A 23586-nucleotide genomic window follows, 5' to 3' on the forward strand; every position below is an offset into this window, starting at 1 on the left:
CAAGTGGGACGAGCTGCGAGCGATACCGGCAGTGGAATTCGTTCTATATAAGAGGTATGTTCTAATAACGGATACGGACGGGAATTATCGATACCCCCCCCTTGTCCGCGGGTCAGATGAAATTATCAAAAGGCCGATGCGGGATACAAACCGCATCGGCCTTTTTGATTTCGGTAAAGTATGGATGTTCGGTCCAGTGTTTAATAAGCTAGTCATTCCACCAGCGTTTCACATCATTCCACCAGGAACGCGCGCCGCTTCCGAACCCTTTGTCGCGCGATGAGCGGTTCGTGCAGTATTCCTTCGGTTCCGTACCCGTCAGGAACGCTTCGACACGTGCTTCAGTCGAACAATCTTCATTAGCGAGCTTGCCGCTAACCGGATCGATATAGACGGTCGTGACGCCTTCCGGCACCGGGAAGAGCTTCGGGGGAATCGCCGCAAGCGCTCCTTCGGTATATCCGGCGAAGATCGGTGAAGCCAAGTGCGATTCGGCGGTGTTGATGGCCCGTCCCTTGTCATAACCGACCCACACGGCCGTAGCCAGCTCGGGTGTATAGCCGACCATCCAGGCATCGGCATCGGTTGTGCCGGTCTTGCCGGCCACCGGTCTCTTGATCGTTGCCGCGACCCGGCTGCCGGTACCGCCCGTCTCGAATACGCTCTCCATCATATGGGTGAGTACATAGGATGGAGCCGCATCCGCAACCCGTTCGCTCTTGGGCTCCGCCTTGTAAAGCTGGAGACCGGCCATGTCCTCGATCTTAATGATGGCGGTCGGCTCCACCTGAACGCCCTGATTCGCGAGGGCTGCGAAGGCCGAGACCATCTCGAAAGGGCTCGCGGGGTAGGTACCCAGGGCCAGTGACGGGAGAGGCTGCAGATCTCCTTTGATTCCGAAACGGCGGGCTGTATCTACAACTTGCTGCGGGCCTATCTTGAGAATAGTATCCACCGCATAAATGTTATCCGATTTGGCAATGGCCCGGCGCATATCGATATCCGTATTTTCATATTGATCGTTGAAATTGCGCGGCGTATACGTTTTCCTGCCGTCATCGTAAGTAAATGTCCTGGGCTCACTCCGAACTTTACTCAGTGGAGTGAACCCATTCTGCAGAGCGGTCAAGTAGACGAAAGGCTTAAAACTGGAGCCGGGCTGCCGGGAAGTTGCGAATACGCGGTTAAACTGATTCGCTTCATAATTTTTGCCGCCGACCATCGCTTTGATGTACCCGTTTCGCGGATCAATCGAGATAAGGGCGCTCTGAAGCTCGCTGTCTTTAGGAATATGCTTGCTGACCTGCTGCTCGGCGATTTTCTGCGCTTGGAGATCCAGCGTGGTGTAAATGTTATGACCGCCCTGTTCAAACTGTTCTTCTGTGATTCCAAGTTTCTGGATCGCCTGATTTTTAATATAGTCCCGGAAATAAGGGGCCGGTGAAGGCTTCTTCTCGGCCAGCGGCTTGATGTCCAGCTTCTGCGCCGCCGCCGCATCCGCCTCCTGTTGAGTAACAAATCCTTCATTAACCATCGTCTTCAGGACGACATTTTTACGGTCCAGCGCATTTTCCATATTGTAATAGGGTGAATAATACTTGGGCCCTTTCGGGACTCCCACAAGCAGAGCGCTCTCTGCAAGGGTCAGGTCTTTGGCATGCTTGCCAAAAAATAACTGCGAAGCCGCCTCGATACCGTAAGTGGAATGTCCATAATAGATCTGGTTGAGGTAACTTTCCAATATTTGATCCTTATCCAGCTGCATTTCCATCTGCACGGCATAGACCGTTTCTTTTATTTTACGTGTCCAGGTCCGGTCGTGATTTAAATATAAGTTACGGGCGAGCTGCTGCGTAATCGTTCCAGCACCCTGCACCTTGGACATGTTTTTTAAATTAACAACCGCCGCCCGTGCAATACTTTTCACATCAAAGCCAGGGTGACTATAAAAGTTCTGGTCTTCAATCGCCAAGGTTGCTTTCACGACGTAGACGGAAATTTCGTTGATCGGCACGATTTTACGGTTCTGACCGGAATCGAGTGTCTCAATCAATTCTCCGTTCACATCGAAAATTTGAGAAGTCTGCAGTACTTTGGTGACCGGAAGTGCCTGCGACCGCAGGTAAAGCAGGGAGAACCCGGTAAGTACACAAATAATCAGGAAAGCTGCAAAGGAGAAAGAGAATCCCCGTTTCAGGCGGCGCTGCCAGGGCGATGGTGATCCGGCTGGACCTTCCTTCTTTTTGCTCGCGGGGGCGGCTGGTTGTTCGGGTGTAGCAGGTTGTTCGGCCAAAGTCCCTCACTCTCCTTTCTTCTGGGGGCATCGGACTAGGGGACGGGACGGATTGCTTCTGCGCTTGGTTTGCTTGGCATCCTTACTATCAGTATGGAAAAGCTTACCGGGCGCTATTCAATTATTTTCCCGCCAGGGTCCTAAAATTTCGTAAACCTGCCCCATTCCGTCCTGCAATTTTCTTGCATTTCGGGTTCAATCCTCTATAATACAATTTGTGTGAGCAAACCTTCAAGACACAGGGCTTGTCCCGTGAATGGAATGATCTGCCCGCAAGACAATGACGAGGCTATTAATTAGTACGGAACAACGGGGCGGCGGTCTCAAGACCACCTCACTGTATGCTCTCCTTACTCAACCAATATCGAAGAAAAGAGGCTGGGAATATGGAACTTTGGTACACCGAGAAACAGACGGAGAACTTCGGCATTACGTCCAAAATTAAAGAGACGCTGGTGACGGAGAAAACAGATTTTCAAGATCTCGCCATGATTGATACGAACGAATGGGGCCGCATGCTTGTCCTGGACGGCATGGTTATGACTAGCGTAAGAGATGAATTCGTATACCACGAGATGGTAGCGCATCCGGCGCTTTCAACGCATCCGAACCCTAAGAACGTACTTGTAGTAGGCGGCGGCGACGGCGGTGTGATCCGTGAGGTACTGAAGCATCCTGAAGTGGAAAAAGCCGTTCTCGTGGAAATCGACGGTAAAGTAATCGAATATTCTAAGAAATACTTGCCGGAAATTGCCGGCGAACTGGACAACCCTCGTGTAGAAGTCATCGTAAACGATGGCTACATGCACATTCATGATCATAAAAATACGTACGATGTGATTATGGTTGATTCCACGGAGCCTGTCGGCCCCGCAGTTGAGCTCTTCTCCAAAGGCTTCTATCAAGGAATCTATGAATCATTGAAAGAAGACGGCATCTTCGTTGCGCAAACGGACAACCCGTGGTTCAAGGCGGATCTGATCCAGACCGTTAACCGCGATGTTCGTGAAATTTTCCCGATTGTCCGTGTATACGGAGCAAATATTCCTACTTATCCAAGTGGTCTGTGGACCTTTACTATGGGCAGTAAAAAGTATGATCCGCTTCAGGTTGAAGAAGCATCGATTCCAGAATTCGAGACGAAGTACTACACTCCGCGCCTTCATAAAGCAGCGTTTGTACTGCCTAAGTTCGTAGAAGATCTCGTTAAATAAATTCTCTTCCTATAAAAGAAAGGAGCGACGACAGCATGCGATTAGATCAAGCATACTCCGGCAATATTTTTATTGCCGCTTCAGAAGATTACGCGGCCTCCCGCGCCGTGTTATACGGAATGCCTATGGATTATACCGTCAGCTTCCGCCCGGGCTCCCGTTTCGGTCCTGCCCGCATTCGCGAAGTGTCCATCGGGCTTGAGGAATACAGCCCCTACTTGGATAAGAGCCTGGACGAAGTGAACTATTTCGACGCAGGCGACCTGATGCTGCCGTTCGGTAACGCCGGCCGCAGCCTGGAGATCATAGGCGAGTACGTGCGCGGCCTGCTGGACGACGGCAAATTCCCGCTCGGAATAGGCGGCGAACATCTCGTATCCTGGCCGGTCATCCGCGAAGTATATGCGAAATATCCGGATCTCGTGCTCATCCATTTCGATGCGCATACCGACCTTCGCGAGCAGTACGAAGGCGAGCCGCTCTCACATTCGACTCCAATCCGCAAAGCCGCTGAGCTTATCGGAGGCAAGAATGTGTACCAGTTCGGTATCCGCTCGGGGATGCGCGAAGAGTTTGAATATGCGCGCAAGAACCTGAACTTCCATCCGTTCGAAGTCTTGGAACCGCTGAAGAAGGTGCTGCCGGATCTGGCAGGCCGCCCCGTGTACCTGACTATCGACATCGATGTGCTTGATCCTTCGGCAGCGCCGGGCACAGGTACCGCTGAAGCGGGCGGCATTACGAGCAAGGAACTGCTCGCGGCCGTTCACGCTATCGCCGGTTCCGACGTCAACGTTGTCGGAGCTGACGTAGTTGAGGTAGCTCCGGTTTACGACCCGTCGGAGCAGACGCAGATTGTTGCGGCCAAGCTTATCCGTGAAATGCTGCTCGGACTGGTGAAGTAGTTATAATGAAGGTGTTTCGTATACCTTAGCCAATAAACAAGCAAATCCCCCGGGGCCGATCCGCTCCGGGGGATTTTTTGGTGGGTACATCTCTGCCCGCCCGCAAGGCCCGGTCTTGCAAAGGTCCATTGAAAATCCCGGTGCGATGCTATACACTTATAGCTAACTTTTCTTTTCCTGCTTCAGCCCTCTGGCGGCCGTCAGGACGGAACGGAGCGTTTAACGATTATGTCTAATAAAAAGAACGTCAAGGTCTTCATCAGCAGTGTTGCGGGTGAGGAACGGATAACACAAGAAGCGCGTGGTGAGCTGTATCTTCGGGAGGATAAAGTCTATGTCCGCTATGAGGAGACATCGGCCGAGATGGGGAAGACGCTCACGATGGTGAAAATAGCCCCGGGTGAGCTCAAAATTATGCGAAGCGGCGAAGTCGGGGCGGAGCAGACGTTTGTTCCCGGGCAATCGAGGAGAGGCTGGTACCGTGCAGCCGGAGGTTCCCTTCCGATTGATATACACACGCGAACGTATACCCGCCAGCTTGTCGAGGGAATAGGCCGGATTCAGTGGAGCTATGACCTGTATGTGGAAGAAGAACATGCAGGTTTATATACATTAACGTTAACGATTCAGGAGGATGTAACATGAATGTGTTGGAGCAAGTAAAACATACGCTCAAAGAAGCGATTGGTGAAGCGGCGGTTACAGCAGGGCTTGTTCAGGCATCGGAGCTGCCGGAGATTGTACTGGAGGTGCCCAAAGACAAGGCACATGGAGATTTTGCAACTAACCTGGCCATGCAGCTGTCCCGTATAGCCAAGCAGAACCCGCGCGCCATTGCCGATCAGCTTGTTGCCAAGCTGGATAAGGCCAAGGCCCAAATCGCGGATGTTGAAATTGCCGGACCCGGTTTCATTAATTTCCGTATGGATAAGAGCTACCTGTATCCGATTCTTGCCGGTGTAGCAGACAAGGGCGACAACTACGGTGAGGTTAATATTGGACAAGGACGGAAAGTTCAAGTCGAGTTCGTTAGCGCGAACCCTACAGGCTCCTTGCATCTTGGACATGCACGCGGAGCAGCCGTGGGCGATGCGCTCTGTAACCTGCTGACATTGGCGGGCTATGATGTTACGCGCGAATACTACATCAACGATGCCGGTAATCAGGTGATGAATTTGGCGAAGTCGATCGAAGCCCGTTACCTTCAGGCTCTTGGACAACAAGCCGAGATGCCGGAAGACGGATACCACGGGGAAGACATCAAAGGCTTTGCACAGGATCTGGCTGCTGCAGAGGGCGACCGGCTGGTTAATCTGGGTGAAGAAGAACGCCTCGCTTATTTCCGTCAGTACGGGCTCCAGAAAGAGCTTGATAAAATTAAACGCGATCTTGGACGCTTCGGTGTCCACTTCGACGAGTGGTTCTCCGAAACGTCCATTTATGAAAAAGGGCTCATCGACGACGTGCTGGGCAAACTCCGCGAATCCGGCTATGTATTTGAGCACGAAGGTGCTACGTGGCTGCGTACGACGGAGCTGGGTGACGATAAGGATCGCGTATTGATTAAAAATGACGGGTCTTTCACTTATTTGACACCGGATGTGGCTTACCACCGGAACAAATTCGAACGCGGTTATGATCAGCTGATCAACATTTGGGGAGCCGATCACCACGGCTACATTCCGCGTATGAAAGCGGCCATGACAGCACTTGGCTATGAGGCAGACCGCCTGACTGTTCTTATCGCCCAGATGGTGAGCTTGTTCCAGGACGGCGAGAAAGTCAAAATGTCCAAGCGTACGGGCAAAGCCGTTACGATGGAAGATTTGATGGACGAAGTCGGCGTGGATGCGATTCGTTATTTCTTCACGATGCGGAGTATGGACTCTCATCTTGATTTTGATATGGATCTCGCGATTTCCAAATCGAACGAGAATCCGGTGTTCTATGTGCAGTATGCACATGCACGTATCTGCAGCATTTTCCGCCAGGCGGAGGAACAGGGAGTGGAGATACGTGACCTTGCGCAAGTAGATCTCTCCTATCTGAATACAGAAGCAGAATTCGAGCTGCTCCGCAAAATGGGCGAGCTTCCGGAAGAAGTGGCGGTTGCCGCCGATCTGTATGCGCCGCACCGCTTGATCCGCTATGTGTATGATCTGGCAGGACTTTTCCACAGTTACTACAGAGCGGAACGCGTCATCACGGAAGATGCGGAGCAGACTCAAGCTCGCCTTGCGCTTCTATCGGCGCTTCGCATCGTGATCCGCAACGTACTCGCTTCTGTGGGCGTATCTGCTCCGGATCGGATGTAGCCATTGACCACAGCTTCGGAGGCGGCTATGGAGCTATGCATGCAGAGGGTTTCCCTGCTGCATGGCCGGCTCGCCCTCCCCGGGACGGAGCTCAGGGTGCTGCTTGCGGATAATGGTGACGCTGCAGGAGGAAGCGCTCCGCTCGAGCGCTTCTGGCAGTATCGGCGCCGATGCAGCCCTGCGCGCCTGGTCAGGGCCCGGCGCCCGCGCAAGAGACAGCGGCAATCGGCTTGCGCGCCGCTGGTTCTGGGAGCGGCACGCCTTGTGTGCCGCACGGCCCCCGGCCTGTCCGCAATAGACGGACAGGCCGGCCTGACAAATAAATCCTGATGCCCTCTGCGGGATCAGGATTTATTTGTTTTGAGCAGCGAGGATACCGCGCGCCTCGCATGGATCAGTCCCGGAGCATCCGTATCCGCGGACTTGGATTTCTTCAGCGGCGTAGAGCTCCGCCGCAGGATCTGCTTGATCTGGCTCGGCCGGAGTCTCGCCCGTACCGACAGCATGAGCGCTATGACTCCGCTGACATGAGCAGTTGCCATGGACGTGCCGCTTAGTTCATTATATTTTCCTTGCAGCCAGCAGGAATAGATGCTTTCACCGGGCGCATAAATATCAATACGCTTCCCCTGGTTGCTAAACGGCGCGACCTTATTCGTCTTCGTGGTTGCTCCGACTGAGAATACGTTGGGGAATCGGGCGGGGTAATCGATTTGTGCACTCTTCCCGTCGTTACCGGAAGAGGCTACGACCACAGTTCCTGCCTGATAAGCATTTGTAACGGCATCCTCCAGAGCTTGACTGTATGTTCTCATGCCGAAACTCATGTTGATGACATCCAGACCATTGCGTACACACCAATCTATCCCTGCGACGATGTCTGAGACATAAGCGCTTCCGTTCATATCGAAAGCTTTGACGGCATGAATGACCGCTTTGGGAGCAACGCCCATAATCCCCATCCGCTTGCCCGCTGCCGCAATGGTACCGGCAATGTGTGTTCCGTGGCCGTTATCATCTACGGGAAGCTGGTGACGGTTCAGGATATTAATCCCTCTTGCGACGGAAGCCTGCAAATCGGGATGGTAGAAGTCAATGCCGGTATCAATGACACCTACGCTCACCCGGCTTCCTTTGGACTTTTTCCAGGCATCGGGCGCTTTAATCTGCTGGACGCCCCAGGGGATGACTTGGGTGCTTTCATAGGATGTATCGCTGTCATCGGACGTTCTGGCCTTTTTTCGGGGAACCAGCTGAATATTAACAGCCGAATCCTCCTCAATGGATAATACGGTGGGGTGCTTCGCTAGATCTGAATATGAACGCACCGGACATGAAATAGCATGAATGAGCTTCAAATCTTGTACAGCGGACAGACCGGGAAGAGAATGTTTATGAAGACCGATGAGATTGGAGATATTTTTGTAATCCCGGTGGCTCTGAAAAAGAATGATATACTTGCGCCGCCCTTCTGACGCCTGGATCTCTGCATGCAGCATCTCCAACCATTTGATCGAGTCCAAAGCCCCATTCCCCCCATAACAAGGTGGTGCGATTCTGAGCCATTATATGTACAGGTCGGGGGGCCCGACTGAGAGATTGGCCTTTTTCCAAATAAATAGGTGCGCGGCCGTGTCAACGTGCTTCTGCCTACATACGATGAAGGGAGAGGTGAAAATGCCTCTCGTTTCCAAAATAGGGGGCGGTAATGGATACAGCCAGGCTGCTCCATCAGACCGCAGGATACAGTCAGAAAGCGAAGGGGGACCTTCGCTTTTGCCTTTGTTATAAAGGGCTTGACAGCAAGAGTTGCATTTTTACATAAAATAGGTTTTACTTAATGATGAAATGGGATAAGGTAGTTAAAGTATTGTTATTACGGTGAAGGGAAGTGCCACAAATGAGTAGCCCATACACACTTAAAATCAAGCCGGATAAAGCCGCAGAAATGCCAATGGTGGATCTGGCGTTTGAGGTGCTGAAAGCGGCCAACACGCCATTTTATTATCGTGATCTGATGCATGAAATCGCGAAAATCAAAGGCTTAGCCGAGAACGAAATGATGAATGTCATTGCCCAATTATATACAGAGATCAATATTGATGGACGATTTGCTTGTGTCGGTACGAACCTGTGGGGCCTGAAACGCTGGTATCCGGTGGAGAAATCCGATGATGCTGTAGGAAACGCCAAACGTCCGCGTATTATCAATGATGAAGACGACGATCTGGACGAAGATTACTCGGACGAGGAAGAGTACAAAGAAGAAGAGTACACAGCCCTCGATGCGGACCGCGGATTCGATAGTGCCGATAAGGAAGAAGAGGAAGAAGAAGAGGAAGAAGAAGAGACCGAATTCTTCGAAGAAGAAGAAATCGATGAAGAACTTGAGGACGGCGAATTAGACGACTCGGACGACGATTCGGATGAGGACTCGGACGATAGTGAAGAAGATTTTGAGGATGAAGACAAAGACCTTAAATAATTCGCTCTAACGTTCTTGACAGCCGATGTCGTTCTTAGTAAACTATTGCATGGGCTTCAAAAAGAACGACCAATTTGACTTGAATTAAAAGTGCCCCCGTATACCACGGGTGTCACTTTTTTTTATTTTCGGGAGATATTGATGACCCGGAGGTTTTAGTGGAAACATACAAGCAGAGCTTAGCTGTTTTGTGTGCATGTTCGGCGTTTGATCGTGTAAGTATATTTGCCGGTTTGTAGTTTTGTACGATCTGTACGGTTTTTTGTAGGGCTACCCTAATGCAACTTGAATACAGAAAAGCTCGGAAGGAGTTCTCAGATGACTAAATACATTTTTGTAACGGGGGGCGTCGTATCCTCGCTCGGTAAAGGCATTACAGCGGCCTCACTCGGCCGATTGCTCAAGAACCGGGGGCTGAAGGTGACCATCCAGAAGTTTGATCCTTATATCAACATTGATCCGGGGACGATGAGTCCGTACCAGCACGGTGAGGTATTCGTAACGGATGATGGCGCGGAGACGGATCTGGATCTGGGCCACTACGAACGTTTTATCGACATCAACTTATCCAAGAACTCGAATGTCACCACGGGTAAAGTCTATTCTTCTGTTATCACCAAAGAACGCAGAGGCGAATATCTGGGCGGGACTGTACAGGTTATTCCACACATTACAAACGAAATTAAAGACCGCGTCTTCCGTGCTGGCCGAGAAGCCGGCTCCGATGTCGTCATTACTGAAATCGGCGGTACTGTCGGCGACATCGAAAGTCTGCCTTTCCTTGAAGCAATCCGTCAAATCAAAAGTGATATCGGCCGCGAGAATGTTATGTACATCCACGTTACGCTGATTCCTTACATCAAAGCTGCCGGTGAGGTCAAAACAAAGCCGACTCAGCATAGTGTAAAAGAACTCCGCAGTCTGGGAATCCAGCCGCATGTCATCGTCTGCCGCACGGAGCATGCTCTGACGGAAGACATGAAGCGTAAAATCGCACAATTCTGCGATACGGATCCCGAAGCCGTAATCGAGTGTCTGGATGCAGAGACGCTTTATGAAGTGCCAATGATGCTTAGAGAGCAAGGACTTGACGATATCGTTGTGAACCATCTGAAGCTTGGCGGAGCCCCAGAGCCCGATATGGTCGAATGGGAACAGCTTGTTCAACGCGTTAAGGGTCTTAAAGAAACAACGGAGATTGCTATCGTTGGTAAGTATGTTGCTCTTCATGATGCTTATTTGAGTATTGTGGAATCGCTGGGACATGCGGGCATTGACAACGGAGCTGAAGTCAAGATCCGCTGGGTCAATGCGGAAGAAGTGTACGACCACAACGTGGACGAGCTTCTCGGCGGCGTAGACGGCATTCTCGTGCCTGGAGGCTTCGGCGACCGGGGTATTGAAGGTAAAGTAATTGCGATCGGTTATGCGCGGGAGAAGCAGGTTCCGTTCTTTGGTATTTGCCTGGGTATGCAAGTCGCGGTTATCGAGTATGCGCGTGCGCTTGCTAACCTGGAGGGTGCCAACAGTTCAGAGATTAACCCGGTAACTCCTTATCCGGTCATCGACCTGCTGCCTGAGCAGAAGGATATCGAGAACCTTGGCGGTACGATGCGTCTGGGGCTGTACCCTTGTAAAATCGCGGAAGGTTCGCTTGCAATGAGCTGCTACAATGATGAGCTGGTATATGAGCGTCACCGTCACCGGTATGAGTTCAACAACGAATACCGCGAAATGATCGAATCCGCCGGCCTGCGTATTTCCGGAACATCACCGGATGGACGTCTGGTGGAAATCGTTGAGCTTCCGGACCATCCATGGTTCCTGGCCGTTCAATTCCATCCGGAATTTACATCCCGTCCGAATCGCCCGCAGCCGCTTTTCCGTGAATTCGTCAAAGCTGCATTCACTTATAAACAACAAGGATCCCAGGCCTAACAGCCGGGATTCTTCTTTTTTTTCAATAAATTGATAATTCTCTCGGGAAATAGGGAGGAAATTGACGGACGCGCAGCGAAGTATGGTGAAGTTGTAGGTGCCGCAGTCGTATCGGAAAATCTCAGCCGGAGTTTGTGGAAGGAGGCATTCCCGTGGATAAAAAGATTTTAATAGTAGATGATCAGAATGGGATTCGGATGCTTTTAACAGAAGTGTTCAGCAGTGAGGGATACCAGACTTATCAGGCTCCGAATGGCAAGATTGCCTTGGAGATTGTTAGGGAGCATGCTCCTGATCTAGTTCTGTTAGACATGAAGATACCGGGAATGGACGGCCTGGATATTCTCAAGCACGTCAAGAAGATTGACTCCTCGATTAAAGTAATCATGATGACGGCATACGGAGAATTGGATATGATCAAAGAGGCTACGGAACTCGGTGCCATCATGCACTTTACAAAACCGTTCGATATTGACGAACTGAGGCTGGCTGTAAATACGGAGCTTCTTGAAACTCCGACTACTCTGGGAACCTGATCGTAAAGTCAGGTTTCTTCTTTTTGTGAAAACTTTCACGTCTATGATTTGGTTCAGTTACGTTTTATGTTTGAGTGTGCTATAATAGCACGGTATGACAAAAAGAGCGGCAGCGCATCTTAAAAACGATCAAGCCAACACACACATATAGGAGGAAGAAATCATGCCATTGGTATCAATGAATGAATTTTTGCCTAAGGCTAAAGCAAATAAATTTGCTGTAGGCCAGTTCAACATGAACAACCTTGAGTTTGCACAGTCGATCACGGAAGCTGCAATGGAACTGAACTCACCGTTCATTTTCGGCGTAAGCGAGGGTGCGCTTAAGTATATGGGGATTGAGTACACAGTAGCAATCGCAGAAGCGGCAGCGAAACAATCCGGTCTTCCAATTGCGCTACACCTGGACCACGGAAGCTCTTTTGAAGTAGCTATGAAATGTATCCGTGCGGGCTTCAGCTCCGTTATGTTTGACGGTTCCCACTATTCGTATGAAGAGAATGTCCGTCTGACCAAAGAAGTTGTTAGAGCCGCACACGCAATGGGCGTTTCCGTTGAGGGTGAGCTTGGAACAATCGGTGGCGTAGAAGACGACATCTCGGTTGATGAAGCGGATGCTAACCTGGCGAAGCCGGAAGAAGCGATTCGTTACTACGAAGAAACCGGTGTCGATTGCCTGGCAATCGCTGTCGGAACTGCACACGGCATGTATGCGGGTGAGCCGAACATTCACTTTGATATCATCGAGCAAGTTTCCAAGGCTGTTCCGGTACCGGTTGTACTTCACGGTGGTTCCGGCGTACCTGACGAAATGATCCGCAAGGCGATCGAAGCTGGCGTAGGCAAAATCAACGTGAACACAGAGAACCAAGTGGCCGCTACTGCAGCTATCCGCGAAGTTCTTGGTGCAGACGCTAAAGTATACGATCCCCGCAAATACCTCACTCCAGCTCGCAAAGCAATGGTTGAAGTGGTTAAATCCAAAATTCAACTGTTCGGCAGCTCCAATCAAGCCTAACATTCCTTGTATAAACGGGAAGTGCATCTTAATTGATGCATTTCCCTTCTGTTGTATTATATGTTCCGTTCTTTATAATAGGATAGCTACACAGAAAACGCAGTTCTTGCGTTTTGTTTTGCTACGTGCTCGCTTAGAATTCTTGAGATTTTCCGGATTGCAAGTGGGTTTTTCTGGTTTATGAACTGTAAGCCAGCTCCATTATTCTCGACATGTAATAGTCGGCTGTCACTTAATCACGCGGCTTTATTCAAGCTGCAGCACAACTAAAAGCTATCTACCGGATGTAGGGGGAAGATAACGCATTATGGAAAAGTTAATGATCGCCGGCGGTCGCCCGCTTAGAGGAACAGTAACGATCAGCGGGGCCAAGAACAGTGCAGTGGCTTTGATACCTGCCGCCATACTGGCCGAGTCGACGGTAACCTTGGACAATTTGCCGCATTTAAGTGATGTGGCTATTTATACGGAAATTCTCAGTGAGTTGGGTGCGTCTATTCAGTGGAACGGGGATCAGATGGTTATAGATCCGAGTGCCATGAGAAGCAAGCCTATGCCTAACGGCAATGTGAAGAAGTTAAGAGCCTCGTACTATTTGATGGGGGCTATGCTCGGAAGATTCGGTGAGGCTATTATCGGTCTGCCAGGCGGCTGTAATTTTGAGCCCCGCCCGATTGATCAGCATATCAAAGGATTTGAAGCACTGGGTGCTCAAATTTCAAATGAGAACGGCGCGCTTCATATTCGCGCTAAGCAGCTGCGTGGAGCTAAGATTTATCTGGATATGGTAAGTGTGGGCGCAACCATTAATATTATGCTCGCAGCCTCACGGGCCAAAGGATCTACTTTGATTGAAAATGCGGCCAAAGAGCCTGAAATTATAGATGTGGCTACACTGCTTAACTCCATGGGCGCCAAGATCAAGGGTGCCGGAACCGAAACAATCCGTATTGAGGGCGTCGAGCATATGCACGGCTGTCGTCATTCCATTATACCGGACCGCATACAGGCCGGAACGTACATGATTGCTGCTGCGGCAACCCGCGGCGATGTCACGATAGACAATGTTATTCCTAAACATATGGAAGCCATGACAGCCAAGCTTCAGGAAATGGGCGTTGAGATTCATGAGATGGATGAGTCCATCCGTGTAGTGGGCAAGCTGCTCTATGAAAGTGTGGATGTCAAAGCGCTTGTGTATCCGGGCTTCCCGACTGACTTGCAGTCACCGATGACAAGTCTTCTTACTCAAGCTATCGGGGTCAGCATGCTGACTGATTTAGTTTACAGCAACCGGTTCAAGCATGTACCGGAACTGGTACGTATGGGTGCTAAAATTAAAGTTGAAGGCCGTACCGCGGTCATTGAGGGCAGTGAGCTGAGTGCCGCTAAAGTTAAGGCTACAGATTTGCGTGCCGGGGCTGCCCTCGTCATTGCAGGCTTGACGGTTCCTTCAGATGTGACAGAAGTGGCCGGAGTCGAGTTTATAGACCGGGGCTACGACAACCTCGTAACGAATTTGACTCTCTTGGGCGCGGAAGTTTGGCGTGAGGACAGAGAAGAATAAGCTTAAGACCTTTAGGCTACACTTGTACTAGTACTAGGTGCTAGCTTTCTAGATTCTAAGAAAATAACTTACTAGTTTGGTGGTTGAATAGAATGGATATGCACCTCGCGCAATTGGAGGCCCTCAAATTAACGGAGCTTTATAAGCTCGCTAAAAAATATCAAATTGCTTATTACGGGCAGCTCAAAAAGAAAGAGCTTATTTTCTCTATTCTGCGCGCCCAGGCAGCGGAAAGCGGCCTTATGTTCATGGAGGGGGTGCTTGAGGTTCTCCAGGAGGGCTTTGGTTTCCTGCGTCCTATTAATTACCTTCCAAGCACCGAGGACATTTACATTTCAGCATCTCAGATTCGGAAATTCGATCTTCGTTCGGGAGACCTGGTATCCGGTAAATGCCGCCCTCCCAAAGAGAATGAGCGTTATTTCGGACTGCTGCATGTAGAAGCGGTGAACGGAGAAAGCCCCGATACCGCCTCTGAGCGTCTTCACTTCCCGGCACTTACACCTCTCTATCCGCAGAAGAAGATGGTGCTGGAGACAACGCCTCATAAACTGTCGACCAGAATCATGGATCTGTTGGCTCCTGTCGGTCTTGGACAGCGTGGTCTCATCGTGGCGCCGCCCAAAGCCGGTAAGACGCTGCTGCTCAAAGAAATTGCGAATAGCATTTCCACAAACTATCCGGAAATCGAACTCTTTGTCCTTCTGATTGATGAGCGCCCAGAGGAAGTAACCGATATGCAGCGCTCAGTCAAAGGTGAGGTTATTGCTTCTACGTTCGATGAGCTGCCCGAGAATCATATCAAAGTGGCCGAGCTTGTCCTGGAGCGTGCACAGCGTCTTGTCGAGCACAAGAAGGACGTTGTTATCCTGCTGGATAGTATTACGCGTCTGGCGAGAGCGTACAACCTGGTTGTTCCGCCGTCTGGGCGTACCCTTTCGGGCGGTATTGATCCGGGGGCCTTTCACCGCCCCAAGCGTTTCTTCGGTGCCGCACGGAATATCGAGGAAGGCGGCAGCTTGACGATTCTGGCAACTACGCTTGTCGAAACAGGATCACGTATGGATGACGTTATTTATGAAGAGTTTAAAGGAACAGGGAACATGGAGCTTCATCTTGACCGCAAACTGGCTGAGCGCCGCACGTTCCCTGCGATTGATATCCGCCGCTCCGGAACCCGGCGCGAGGAAAGTTTATTAACCAAAGAAGAACTTGAGAAGGTATGGGGACTGCGTAAAAGCATGAGCGATACTTATGAATATACAGAAGCTTTCATCAAGAAGCTGGGCGAGGCGAAGACGAACCAAGAATTCCTCGACTCCCTCGAAACGAATAACGGCAATGTTACGCTTGGCAAAGGGAAGATGAAGAATTCTGTTTCCTGAGGCCGTTTCAGTCGATCTAGACATCTGAAATATCGTTAATACCCGGCATTAAAGGAGTACCTAATCATGAATGTGGTTTATTCGGACTTGTCCGGCAACGTGTTCGATCATCCCGAATATGATGCGCTCGGACGAAGTGCCGATCAAATTGTTGAGCTGTTGGATGAAGAATTAATTCCATTACCCGAAGGAGCTACACTCGTGAGCCTTCCGCACACGCGTGCGATAGGGATCAACCGAGATACCGGTGAAATGGAGGTGCTTCCTGGAGATTATGCGGCCGTAGGGGCTCTGCTTCCCCAGGGTTTTACCCGATTGATGCTCCCCGGCTATGTTAAAACGAACAAAGAAGAGAAGTTTCCGCTCTTTGGCTATACCGCAGTAGTATGGAAAGATGGCGGATTCTATGTCGCCGCGGAGCAGTGCGATGATCCCGAACCTTGGAATCCGCGCAACTGTGATCCGGATGAGCTAGAAGTTAGTGTGAGCCGTATCAGGGCCCAGTATCCGGACAATCGTCTCTATGAGCATTTGTCCAAATGCGCCCTCGAATATGAGTGTCTGACTGCTTCTAATACCTTCTTAAACCGTTGGGAAGGGGCTGTGCCCGTTTCATACTCCTGCAATGCAGGCTGTTTCGGCTGCATCTCGGAACAGCCGGACGATAGTGGATTTCCTGCCCCTCAGACTCGGATGAATTTCAAGCCGAAGGCTCAGGAGCTTGTGGAAATCATGATGGAACACTTGAAAACCCCCGACAGTATTATCAGCTTCGGTCAGGGTTGTGAAGGTGAGCCTTCAACCCAGGCCAAACTGATTATAGAGGCTATGCGTGAAGTCCGGAGCAGAACGGATATGGGATATATTAATATCAATACAAACGCAGGTCTTAACGATTTTATCCGCGGTATCGTCGATGCCGGTCTGGATCTAATGCGCGTCAGTACCATCAGTGCGCTGGACGACCATTATAATGCCTACTACAAACCGCGCGGCTATTCGCTTGCGAATGTGGAGAAATCCATCAAGTATGCGTCGAGCCAAGGGGTTATAACTTCGATCAATTATTTGATCTTCCCGGGGGTAACGGACCGCGAAGAAGAAGTGGAAGCCATGATTGACTTTGTCCGCCGTACGGGACTTCGTCTGATTCAGATGAGGAACTTGAATATTGACCCGGAGAGCTACTTGAATCTCATTCCCCCTGCTCAGGGAGAGATTTTGGGCATGAAGCAGATGCTTGAGATTTACAGGGAAGAACTTCCGGATGTGGTAATCGGCTCTTATACCCATGTACCTGCTTTTTTTAAGAATAGATCGGACGCTTGACGTACATTCTATAAAAAAGTGGCATTGCAATATGGGATGAGCCCGTGCTATAATCTCTTATGTGTCAATTTAACTCTGGTTCGACAAACAGATCCAGGGCGGAAAGAGGTGAATGGGAATGAAACAAGGGATCCATCCCAAATATCACGAGACTACGGTAACTTGCGCATGTGGTAGCACTTTCGAAAGTGGTTCGGTTAGAGAGAACCTCCGTGTAGAGATTTGCTCCAGCTGCCATCCGTTCTTCACTGGCAAACAGAAGTTTATTGATGCCGGCGGCCGCGTGGATAAATTCAAGAAAAAATATGGCATCTAAGCCATTATTTCAGATCGCATAACACAACCCCCCCGGGTCATCCTAATATCGTGTTCTAACACGAGGCAGGATGCCAAGGGGGGTTTTTGCTTTTGGAAAAGCCAAGGAGTAAGAAAGCTGCTGCGGTATGGACAGCTCTGCTTGTTGCAGCTTTATCCGTGACGGCGTGCAGTCCGGGACAGGCTGCGGGTCCGAGGACATATCAATACACCAAGGATGGTTATCTGGGCACAACCAGTGCAAATCCTAATCTGGCGCTCAATCCTGGGTACCACACGTATCAGACGGATTCGGATATTGTCCATCACCAAATGAAAAAACTGCCTTATGTTTCAGATGTTCATGTCCGTTTAGACGGACCCATCGGTTATGTTAAGCTTCGTCTGCCGCCTGGAATGCCGCCGGATATGGCTGCGGGAATTAGAGCTCAAGCCGAGCAGGATTTGCATACGAGCCTGCCGAGATACCGGTTTATCGTCACCATTATGCGTTAAGGCAGAGAATCCGTCGGCTTGGAAATGGTAAGTTTGTCCGCGAGGTTGCACTTTGCTTCACAATCCGCTATACTTAATTCTGCCGTGCTAGACGGGGAGGTAGCGGTGCCCTGTTGCCCGCAATCCGCTGTAGCGGGGTTGAATCCCTGTTAGAGGTACTGCCGATGTGAGGTTCGGCTTTTACACGTGGTGTTGAGAGTCGGGTCCTTCGCAATGAGCACCAGTGAACCCGGTCAGGTCCGGAAGGAAGCAGCCGTAAGCAGGAGCGCCCATGTGCCGAGGGGTTGCCTAACTTGAGCTAACGATAAAGGTACGTTCGTATCGCTTTATCAATAACAGGTGCACGGTACCTTATATAGGACAATAACAAGCCTTCGTCATTAAAGACGAGGGCTTTTTTGTAGGGCAGTTTTCTGGGGATTTCTGGGTGAAAAGGGATAAAGTCTATTTTTGTTTTCCAATAGAAGGAAAATGAAAACACAAATAGAATAGGTTAACATCCGTAATCCATCGGGACTGCCGATGTTTAAGCTGGTTTAATGAGGGGGAAGGATTTATGTCGGATGCCAGCCTTCATCAATTCGGGGTGTATATTTCTACAGCAGAACTGGGAGAGAGAGTAGAATTATTTTCTCAAAGCTGCTTGATTGTGGCAGACGGCGGGGGTGATATTGTTTATGTGAACAGACCTTTCCTGACACGCTCAGGGTTTACAGCTGAAGAATTGATTCACAGACCCTTTTCGGACGTTATCCAACTTCCCGATTCGCTTGAGCTCTTCTATAAGCAGCATTTTAGTGAGACGGCTCATGATTCCCATACAAGAAAACCGGTTACTGTCGTCAAAGACAGGCAAGGGTTTATATTCCTACAAAAGTGCTCCATTATTCAGGCCGAAAAAGAAGGACAGCCTCTTTATTTGATGCTGCTTGATGATCTGGATGAAATGGGCGAGCAGAATTTAATTCAACAATTTTCGGGGACTTTCTTAAGAGACGTGAACTTGGGCATTCTGTTGATTGACACGAATTTTAGATTATTAGATATCAGTGATATGGCCTGCCGGATTCTCGGCTTTAGGAAAGAATCGATTTTATACAAACCCATGGATGATATTTTTGCTTCTGTTCCACCGGAACATAGACTGGTAGAAAGGTCTGTACTGGAGGGGCGGGTCGTCCGCAATCATGCCGTTTCGTGGATGAATAATCAAAGCCGCTATGAGCTTTTGCTGGATTCTAATTTGCTTAGAGACGTCGATAATGAAATTGTAGGGGCATATATCATTTTTAAAGATGTCACGAATATAAGATCGCTTGAGGCGCAGGTACAGCGTAGTGACAGGCTGGCGATGATCGGTCAAATTGCAGCGGGGACAGCTCACGAAATCCGGAATCCGTTGACATCCATCAAGGGCTTCTTACAGGTGCTGAAAAAAACGTTCGAGATGAAAGACCTGGAGAAGGAACAGGGCTATATTGAAATTATGCTGGATGAAATTAACCGGGTGAATGAGCTGGTTAATGAATTTCTGCTTTTGGGCAAGCCCAAGAATGTCCTTTTGCAAAAGGTAGACATTTCTTCTGTGATCAAAGGGATTCTGCCCATCATGAATAATGAAGCCATCTTACACGAGGTGCAGCTGCGTTATGAAGCGGCTCCGGGACTCCCGCCCGTTATTGCGGATCAGGAATTGCTTAAACAAGTATTTCTTAACATTTGTAAAAATGGAATCGAAGCCCTGACCGAGGGCGGTCAGCTTACGATTACGGAGAAGCTGGACGAGGAAACAAAGTGCGTTCATATAGAGGTTCATGATACGGGTCCCGGAATTCCTCCGTATGTTATTGATAAAATATTCGACCCGTTCTTTACGACCAAGCAAGAGGGAACAGGACTAGGACTTTCTGTGTGTCAGCGGATCATTCATGATATGGGTGGAAATATACGTGTATCATCCAAAGGCTTCGGTACGACCTTCACCGTCAGTATCCCCTGCGTATAGCCTCCAGCTTACGAGTTTTAATCCCGCCCGGGTTATAGTATAATAAGTTCAATAATTCAGGACGAATTATTGGAGAGAAAACATATGACACATATTGCCTTATACCGGACTTGGAGATCCCAAGCATTCCGTGAGCTGGTCGGCCAGAAGCCGATCGTTCAAACGCTGCAAAACTCACTTCGTGAGAATAGATTTACACATGCTTATTTATTTAGCGGTCCCCGGGGAACGGGGAAAACCAGCGCGGCCAAAATTCTGGCCAAAGCTGTCAATTGTCTGCACGGACCTGCCGAGGAGCCCTGCAACGAATGTGAAGCCTGCATCCGGATAACCGAAGGATCGGTTATGGATGTGGTTGAAATTGATGCGGCATCCAACCGTGGCGTAGAAGAAATTCGTGATATACGGGACAAAGTGAAATATGCGCCGACTGAAGTTCGGTATAAAGTCTATATCATTGATGAAGTCCATATGCTGACCACGGAGGCTTTTAATGCGCTGCTCAAGACGCTGGAGGAGCCCCCGGCTCATGTGATATTCATCCTGGCTACGACGGAACCCCATAAACTTCCGGCGACTATTATTTCCCGCTGTCAGCGTTTCGACTTCAGACGGGTATCAATGGAAGAACAGGTAGGGCGATTAGCCTACGTCTGCCGTGAGGAGAATATCCAGATCGAGGAAGAAGCGCTTCATTACATCGCCCGCTTATCAGAGGGAGGCATGAGGGACGCGCTGAGTCTGCTGGATCAGGCATCTTCATTTGCTGTCGGCTCCATAACGGCCGGCGATGTAGTAGCGATGACGGGTGGTCTCGCCTCCGATCAGTTCGAGAAGCTGGTCGGAGCGATTAAGGAGACGGATATCGGGGCGGCACTTGAGCTGATTGACCAATTCATGCAGGAAGGCAAAAGCGCGGACAAATGCATGGAGAACCTCATTCACTATTTCCGCGATTTGCTGATGATCCGGCTCGTACCGGATTCATCCATTTTGACCGAACGAGTTTTTGACATCGGCAGAATGCAGCAGGTAGCCTCCCGGTTTGGCATCGATCAGTTGATGAGCATTATCGATGTGCTTAACCAGTACCAGGGTGAAATGAAATATTCTGCGCAGCCCCAGACCATTCTGGAAGTAGCTGTAATGAAAGCGTGCGGAGCTGTTCCGGCGGTTTCATTCGAAGCGGGGAATGCTTTCGCGGATGCGTCCAAACAAGCATCCCCGGGCATATCCCAAGCACCTGACTCGGATGCGCTCGGACAGCTGAGCCGCCGGATTCAGCAGCTGGAAGAACAGCTCGGCAAGCTGCTTGAGGGTGGTGTTCCCGCCGCGGCTGCTGCGCCGGCCAGATCCCCGGTGGCGCCAAGATCATCAAGCGCCCCTGTCAGGAAATCGGCTGTTCGGCTGGATGATTTCACATCGGCTGTAGATAGCTCCGATACCCGAGCGGCTATCGGCAAGTGGACGCAGATACTTGCTACCGTCAAGGAGCGCAAGATTACCGTTCACGCTTGGCTGGTGGATGGTGAACCAGTTGCTTTTCACAATGATGTAGTGCTAGTTGCCTTCAAGAGCGCCATGCACCGGGATACAACGGAGAAGCCTGCGAACAAGCAGCTGATTGAGCAGGTTATGTCGGAAGTGCTGGGACAATCTGCCGTTAAACTTGCCACCGTCATGCAGAAAGAATGGAAAGAAGCGCGTGAAGGTGCTGCTGAACCTGCCCGGGAAGAATTGACTCTTCAAGCAGAGGAAACCGAGCCGGAGAAGGAACCGTGGGTGGATGAAGCTATCCGTCTGTTCGGAGAAGATTTGGTCAGCATTAAAGACGAATAAATCCCGTTTATCGTTCGTTTGGGAGCCTAATTAAATAGACTAAGGAGTTGTTAACGATGAACAACATGAACCAAATGATGAAGCAAGTGAAGAAAATGCAGGAGCAAATGCTCAAGGTGCAGGAAGAGCTTGGAAGCAAATCCGTTGAAGGAACTGCTGGCGGCGGCGTCGTAACGGTAACGGCCAACGGTCATAAGAAAATTACGGCTATAGCGATCAAGCCCGAAGCGGTAGATCCGGAAGATGTTGAAATGTTACAAGATTTGATCCAGACAGCCGTTAACGATGCTTTGAACAAAGCGGAGGAACTGGCTGGCAAAGACATGGGTAAATTTACGGGCGGCATGAACATCCCGGGCTTGTTTTAATAAAAGGGCTTCGTAAAGAAGCCTTTTTTCCATCTTTGTTTGCAAAAGGAGAACCTGGCGTTGCATTATCCAGAACCCATATCGAAGTTGATCGACGCGTTCACCCGCTTGCCTGGAGTCGGTCCCAAAACGGCCGGCCGCCTCGCTTTTCATGTTCTTCGGATGAAAGAAGAAGATGTATTAGATTTTGCTAAGGCGCTTGTTAACGTGAAACGCAACCTTCACTACTGTTCCGTCTGCTGTAATATTACGGATATCGATCCCTGCCGGATTTGCCAGGACAAGAGCAGAGATGCTTCTGTCATTTGTGTGGTGCAGGAGCCTAAGGATCTGGTCGCTATGGAGCGGACGAGGGAGTTTGACGGTTATTACCACGTGCTTCATGGCGCCATATCGCCGATGGAAGGCATCGGTCCCGATCAGATCCACATTGCGGAGCTTCTGAAAAGGCTTGGAGATGAAGGTGTGCAGGAAATGATTCTTGCGACCAATCCGAACATTGAAGGCGAAGCTACAGCGATGTATTTGTCACGGCTGGTAAAAGGCTTTGGCCTTAAAGTTACGCGTATAGCGCACGGATTGCCTGTCGGCGGAGATCTGGAATATGCAGATGAAGTGACTTTAACAAAAGCACTTGAAGGCCGCAGGGAAATATGAACGAAGTTCTTATTTAAGCCGATTTATACAGTTTCTTGACTAAAAGTCGCATTCCCTCTCTCGGGAACAGCGGCTTTTTTTTGCATGGCCACGTTCTAAAACCTTCCTTTCCCGCCATAAGTATTAAGGTCAAGTTTGTGGAGAGATGGAGGGACGGGTATGAGTGAATTAAAGATCAGCGCACAGCTGTTTCAGCGTAAGGGCCGCACAGAGGAAGAGGATAAGCAGGACCTGCTGAAGGAAATCCGCAAAGCCCATCTCCAATGGGTGTCCGCGCAGCATCATTTCGAATATGCCTTGGAGCAAGATGAGATCGATTATGCGATCTTTGCGATGGAGGCTGCCGAGAAACGCTACGAAATGCTGTTAAGACAAGCCAAAACACTCAAGATCGTAACTACATACCATCATGTGGGAAAGGAGGTACGGTAAGGTGAAAGCAGCGATGGGGGCTTTGTTGGTACTGTCAGTCGGTGCTTTGCTCTTTTTGCTTATAAGGCAGCCTGGCACTCGAAGAGTCCTGTCGGGTATTGGTGTTCATGTCGTGATCGCTGCTTTTCTGCTCTATGGAGCGCATTTGCTCAGCGGATATACACAGATTGTTCTTCCTATAAACCTATGGACAGTAGGCGCAGTAGCAGTGCTGGGGTTGCCCGGATTACTGCTTTTGGGTGCTTTGAAGCTAACTCTAATTTGAAGACTTTCCTTGATTATCCTCGTCCTTAAAAAGATTTTACAAAAAGGTTGACTTCAACTTTTCAGCGTGGTATCTTATTTAAGTCGCCGCTGAAACAAGCGCTAACGACAAGGGCTGACAAGCCTTGATTGTCCTTTGAAAACTGAACAACGAGTGATTGAAACGTCTTGAGCAATCAGGACGCTAAACAGAGAAGAAATTCTCGTCAGCATTAACTTTTTGAGC

General features: G+C 49.9%; 21 protein-coding genes and 1 other RNA gene. 20 read left to right on the top strand and 2 right to left on the bottom strand.

The genetic code is table 11. From position 1 onward, the window contains the following. Positions 1-208: 208 nt before the first annotated feature. Complete coding sequence (locus AR333_RS23505) at positions 209-2293, bottom strand: transglycosylase domain-containing protein (RefSeq protein ID WP_068777786.1); 2085 nt, start codon at positions 2291-2293, stop codon at positions 209-211. Positions 2294-2679: 386 nt separating this feature from the next. On the opposite strand from AR333_RS23505, the gene speE reads away from it, so the two are divergent. The 4 genes from speE (at position 2680) to argS (ending at position 6727) form a co-directional block, all read left to right on the top strand. Continuing rightward, entirely contained in the window at positions 2680-3507 is an 828-nt protein-coding gene (speE, locus tag AR333_RS23510) for a polyamine aminopropyltransferase (protein WP_068777787.1), read from the top strand. 35 nt (positions 3508-3542) lie between these two features. Then, positions 3543-4412, top strand: a complete 870-nt coding sequence (speB, locus tag AR333_RS23515) for an agmatinase (RefSeq protein ID WP_068777788.1) — start codon at positions 3543-3545, stop codon at positions 4410-4412. Positions 4413-4640: 228 nt separating this feature from the next. After that, the gene (locus AR333_RS23520) at positions 4641-5057 is read left to right on the top strand and encodes a DUF1934 domain-containing protein (RefSeq protein ID WP_068777789.1); all 417 of its coding nucleotides are present in this window, start codon (positions 4641-4643) and stop codon (positions 5055-5057) included. Then, entirely contained in the window at positions 5054-6727 is a 1674-nt protein-coding gene (gene argS / locus AR333_RS23525; protein ID WP_068777790.1) for an arginine--tRNA ligase, read from the top strand. Before AR333_RS23520 ends, argS begins: the two co-directional genes overlap by 4 nt. A gap of 344 nt (positions 6728-7071) precedes the next feature. On the opposite strand, the gene AR333_RS23535 is transcribed toward argS, so the two are convergent. Beyond that, positions 7072-8250: a S8 family peptidase gene (locus AR333_RS23535; protein WP_068777792.1), complete on the bottom strand. Its 1179-nt coding sequence runs from the start codon at positions 8248-8250 to the stop codon at positions 7072-7074. Positions 8251-8627: 377 nt separating this feature from the next. Here AR333_RS23535 and rpoE point away from each other — a divergent pair, with 377 nt between their 5' ends. From rpoE to AR333_RS23615, 16 genes are all read left to right on the top strand, one after another. Next, positions 8628-9212 (top strand): DNA-directed RNA polymerase subunit delta, encoded by a 585-nt coding sequence (gene rpoE, locus AR333_RS23540; protein ID WP_068777793.1) that lies wholly within the window; start codon positions 8628-8630, stop codon positions 9210-9212. 318 nt (positions 9213-9530) lie between these two features. Next, on the top strand, positions 9531-11150 hold the full coding sequence (locus AR333_RS23545; protein WP_068777794.1) for a CTP synthase: 1620 nt from the start codon (positions 9531-9533) through the stop codon (positions 11148-11150). Between the two features lie 152 nt (positions 11151-11302). Then, entirely contained in the window at positions 11303-11686 is a 384-nt protein-coding gene (locus tag AR333_RS23550) for a response regulator (RefSeq protein WP_068777795.1), read from the top strand. A 163-nt stretch (positions 11687-11849) separates the two neighbouring features. Beyond that, on the top strand, positions 11850-12704 hold the full coding sequence (gene fba / locus AR333_RS23555; protein ID WP_068777796.1) for a class II fructose-1,6-bisphosphate aldolase: 855 nt from the start codon (positions 11850-11852) through the stop codon (positions 12702-12704). A 307-nt stretch (positions 12705-13011) separates the two neighbouring features. Continuing rightward, complete coding sequence (locus AR333_RS23560; protein WP_068777797.1) at positions 13012-14271, top strand: UDP-N-acetylglucosamine 1-carboxyvinyltransferase; 1260 nt, start codon at positions 13012-13014, stop codon at positions 14269-14271. 92 nt (positions 14272-14363) lie between these two features. Beyond that, the gene (rho, locus tag AR333_RS23565; protein WP_068777798.1) at positions 14364-15656 is read left to right on the top strand and encodes a transcription termination factor Rho; all 1293 of its coding nucleotides are present in this window, start codon (positions 14364-14366) and stop codon (positions 15654-15656) included. 66 nt (positions 15657-15722) lie between these two features. Further along, complete coding sequence (locus tag AR333_RS23570) at positions 15723-16985, top strand: radical SAM protein (protein ID WP_068777799.1); 1263 nt, start codon at positions 15723-15725, stop codon at positions 16983-16985. Between the two features lie 118 nt (positions 16986-17103). Beyond that, the gene (gene rpmE, locus AR333_RS23575; RefSeq protein ID WP_068777800.1) at positions 17104-17301 is read left to right on the top strand and encodes a 50S ribosomal protein L31; all 198 of its coding nucleotides are present in this window, start codon (positions 17104-17106) and stop codon (positions 17299-17301) included. A 92-nt stretch (positions 17302-17393) separates the two neighbouring features. After that, the gene (locus AR333_RS23580) at positions 17394-17795 is read left to right on the top strand and encodes a hypothetical protein (RefSeq protein WP_068777801.1); all 402 of its coding nucleotides are present in this window, start codon (positions 17394-17396) and stop codon (positions 17793-17795) included. An 82-nt stretch (positions 17796-17877) separates the two neighbouring features. Next, an RNA gene (gene ffs, locus AR333_RS23585) (signal recognition particle sRNA large type) lies at positions 17878-18142 on the top strand. A gap of 209 nt (positions 18143-18351) precedes the next feature. After that, on the top strand, positions 18352-19800 hold the full coding sequence (locus tag AR333_RS23590) for an ATP-binding protein (RefSeq protein WP_068777802.1): 1449 nt from the start codon (positions 18352-18354) through the stop codon (positions 19798-19800). Between the two features lie 84 nt (positions 19801-19884). Further along, positions 19885-21639: a DNA polymerase III subunit gamma/tau gene (gene dnaX / locus AR333_RS23595; protein WP_068777803.1), complete on the top strand. Its 1755-nt coding sequence runs from the start codon at positions 19885-19887 to the stop codon at positions 21637-21639. A gap of 56 nt (positions 21640-21695) precedes the next feature. After that, positions 21696-22007 (top strand): YbaB/EbfC family nucleoid-associated protein, encoded by a 312-nt coding sequence (locus AR333_RS23600; protein ID WP_068777804.1) that lies wholly within the window; start codon positions 21696-21698, stop codon positions 22005-22007. Positions 22008-22067: 60 nt separating this feature from the next. Further along, a complete protein-coding gene (gene recR / locus AR333_RS23605) occupies positions 22068-22664 on the top strand; it encodes a recombination mediator RecR (protein WP_068777805.1) in 597 nt (198 codons plus the stop codon). 159 nt (positions 22665-22823) lie between these two features. Then, positions 22824-23096, top strand: coding sequence for a YaaL family protein (locus tag AR333_RS23610; protein WP_068777806.1), 273 nt, complete (start codon positions 22824-22826; stop codon positions 23094-23096). A gap of 1 nt (position 23097) precedes the next feature. Then, the gene (locus tag AR333_RS23615) at positions 23098-23361 is read left to right on the top strand and encodes a pro-sigmaK processing inhibitor BofA family protein (RefSeq protein ID WP_068777807.1); all 264 of its coding nucleotides are present in this window, start codon (positions 23098-23100) and stop codon (positions 23359-23361) included. Positions 23362-23586 lie beyond the last annotated feature (225 nt).

Origin of the sequence: Paenibacillus sp. FJAT-26967 (assembly GCF_001541095.1) — a bacterium.
GTDB lineage: Bacteria > Bacillota > Bacilli > Paenibacillales > NBRC-103111 > Paenibacillus_F.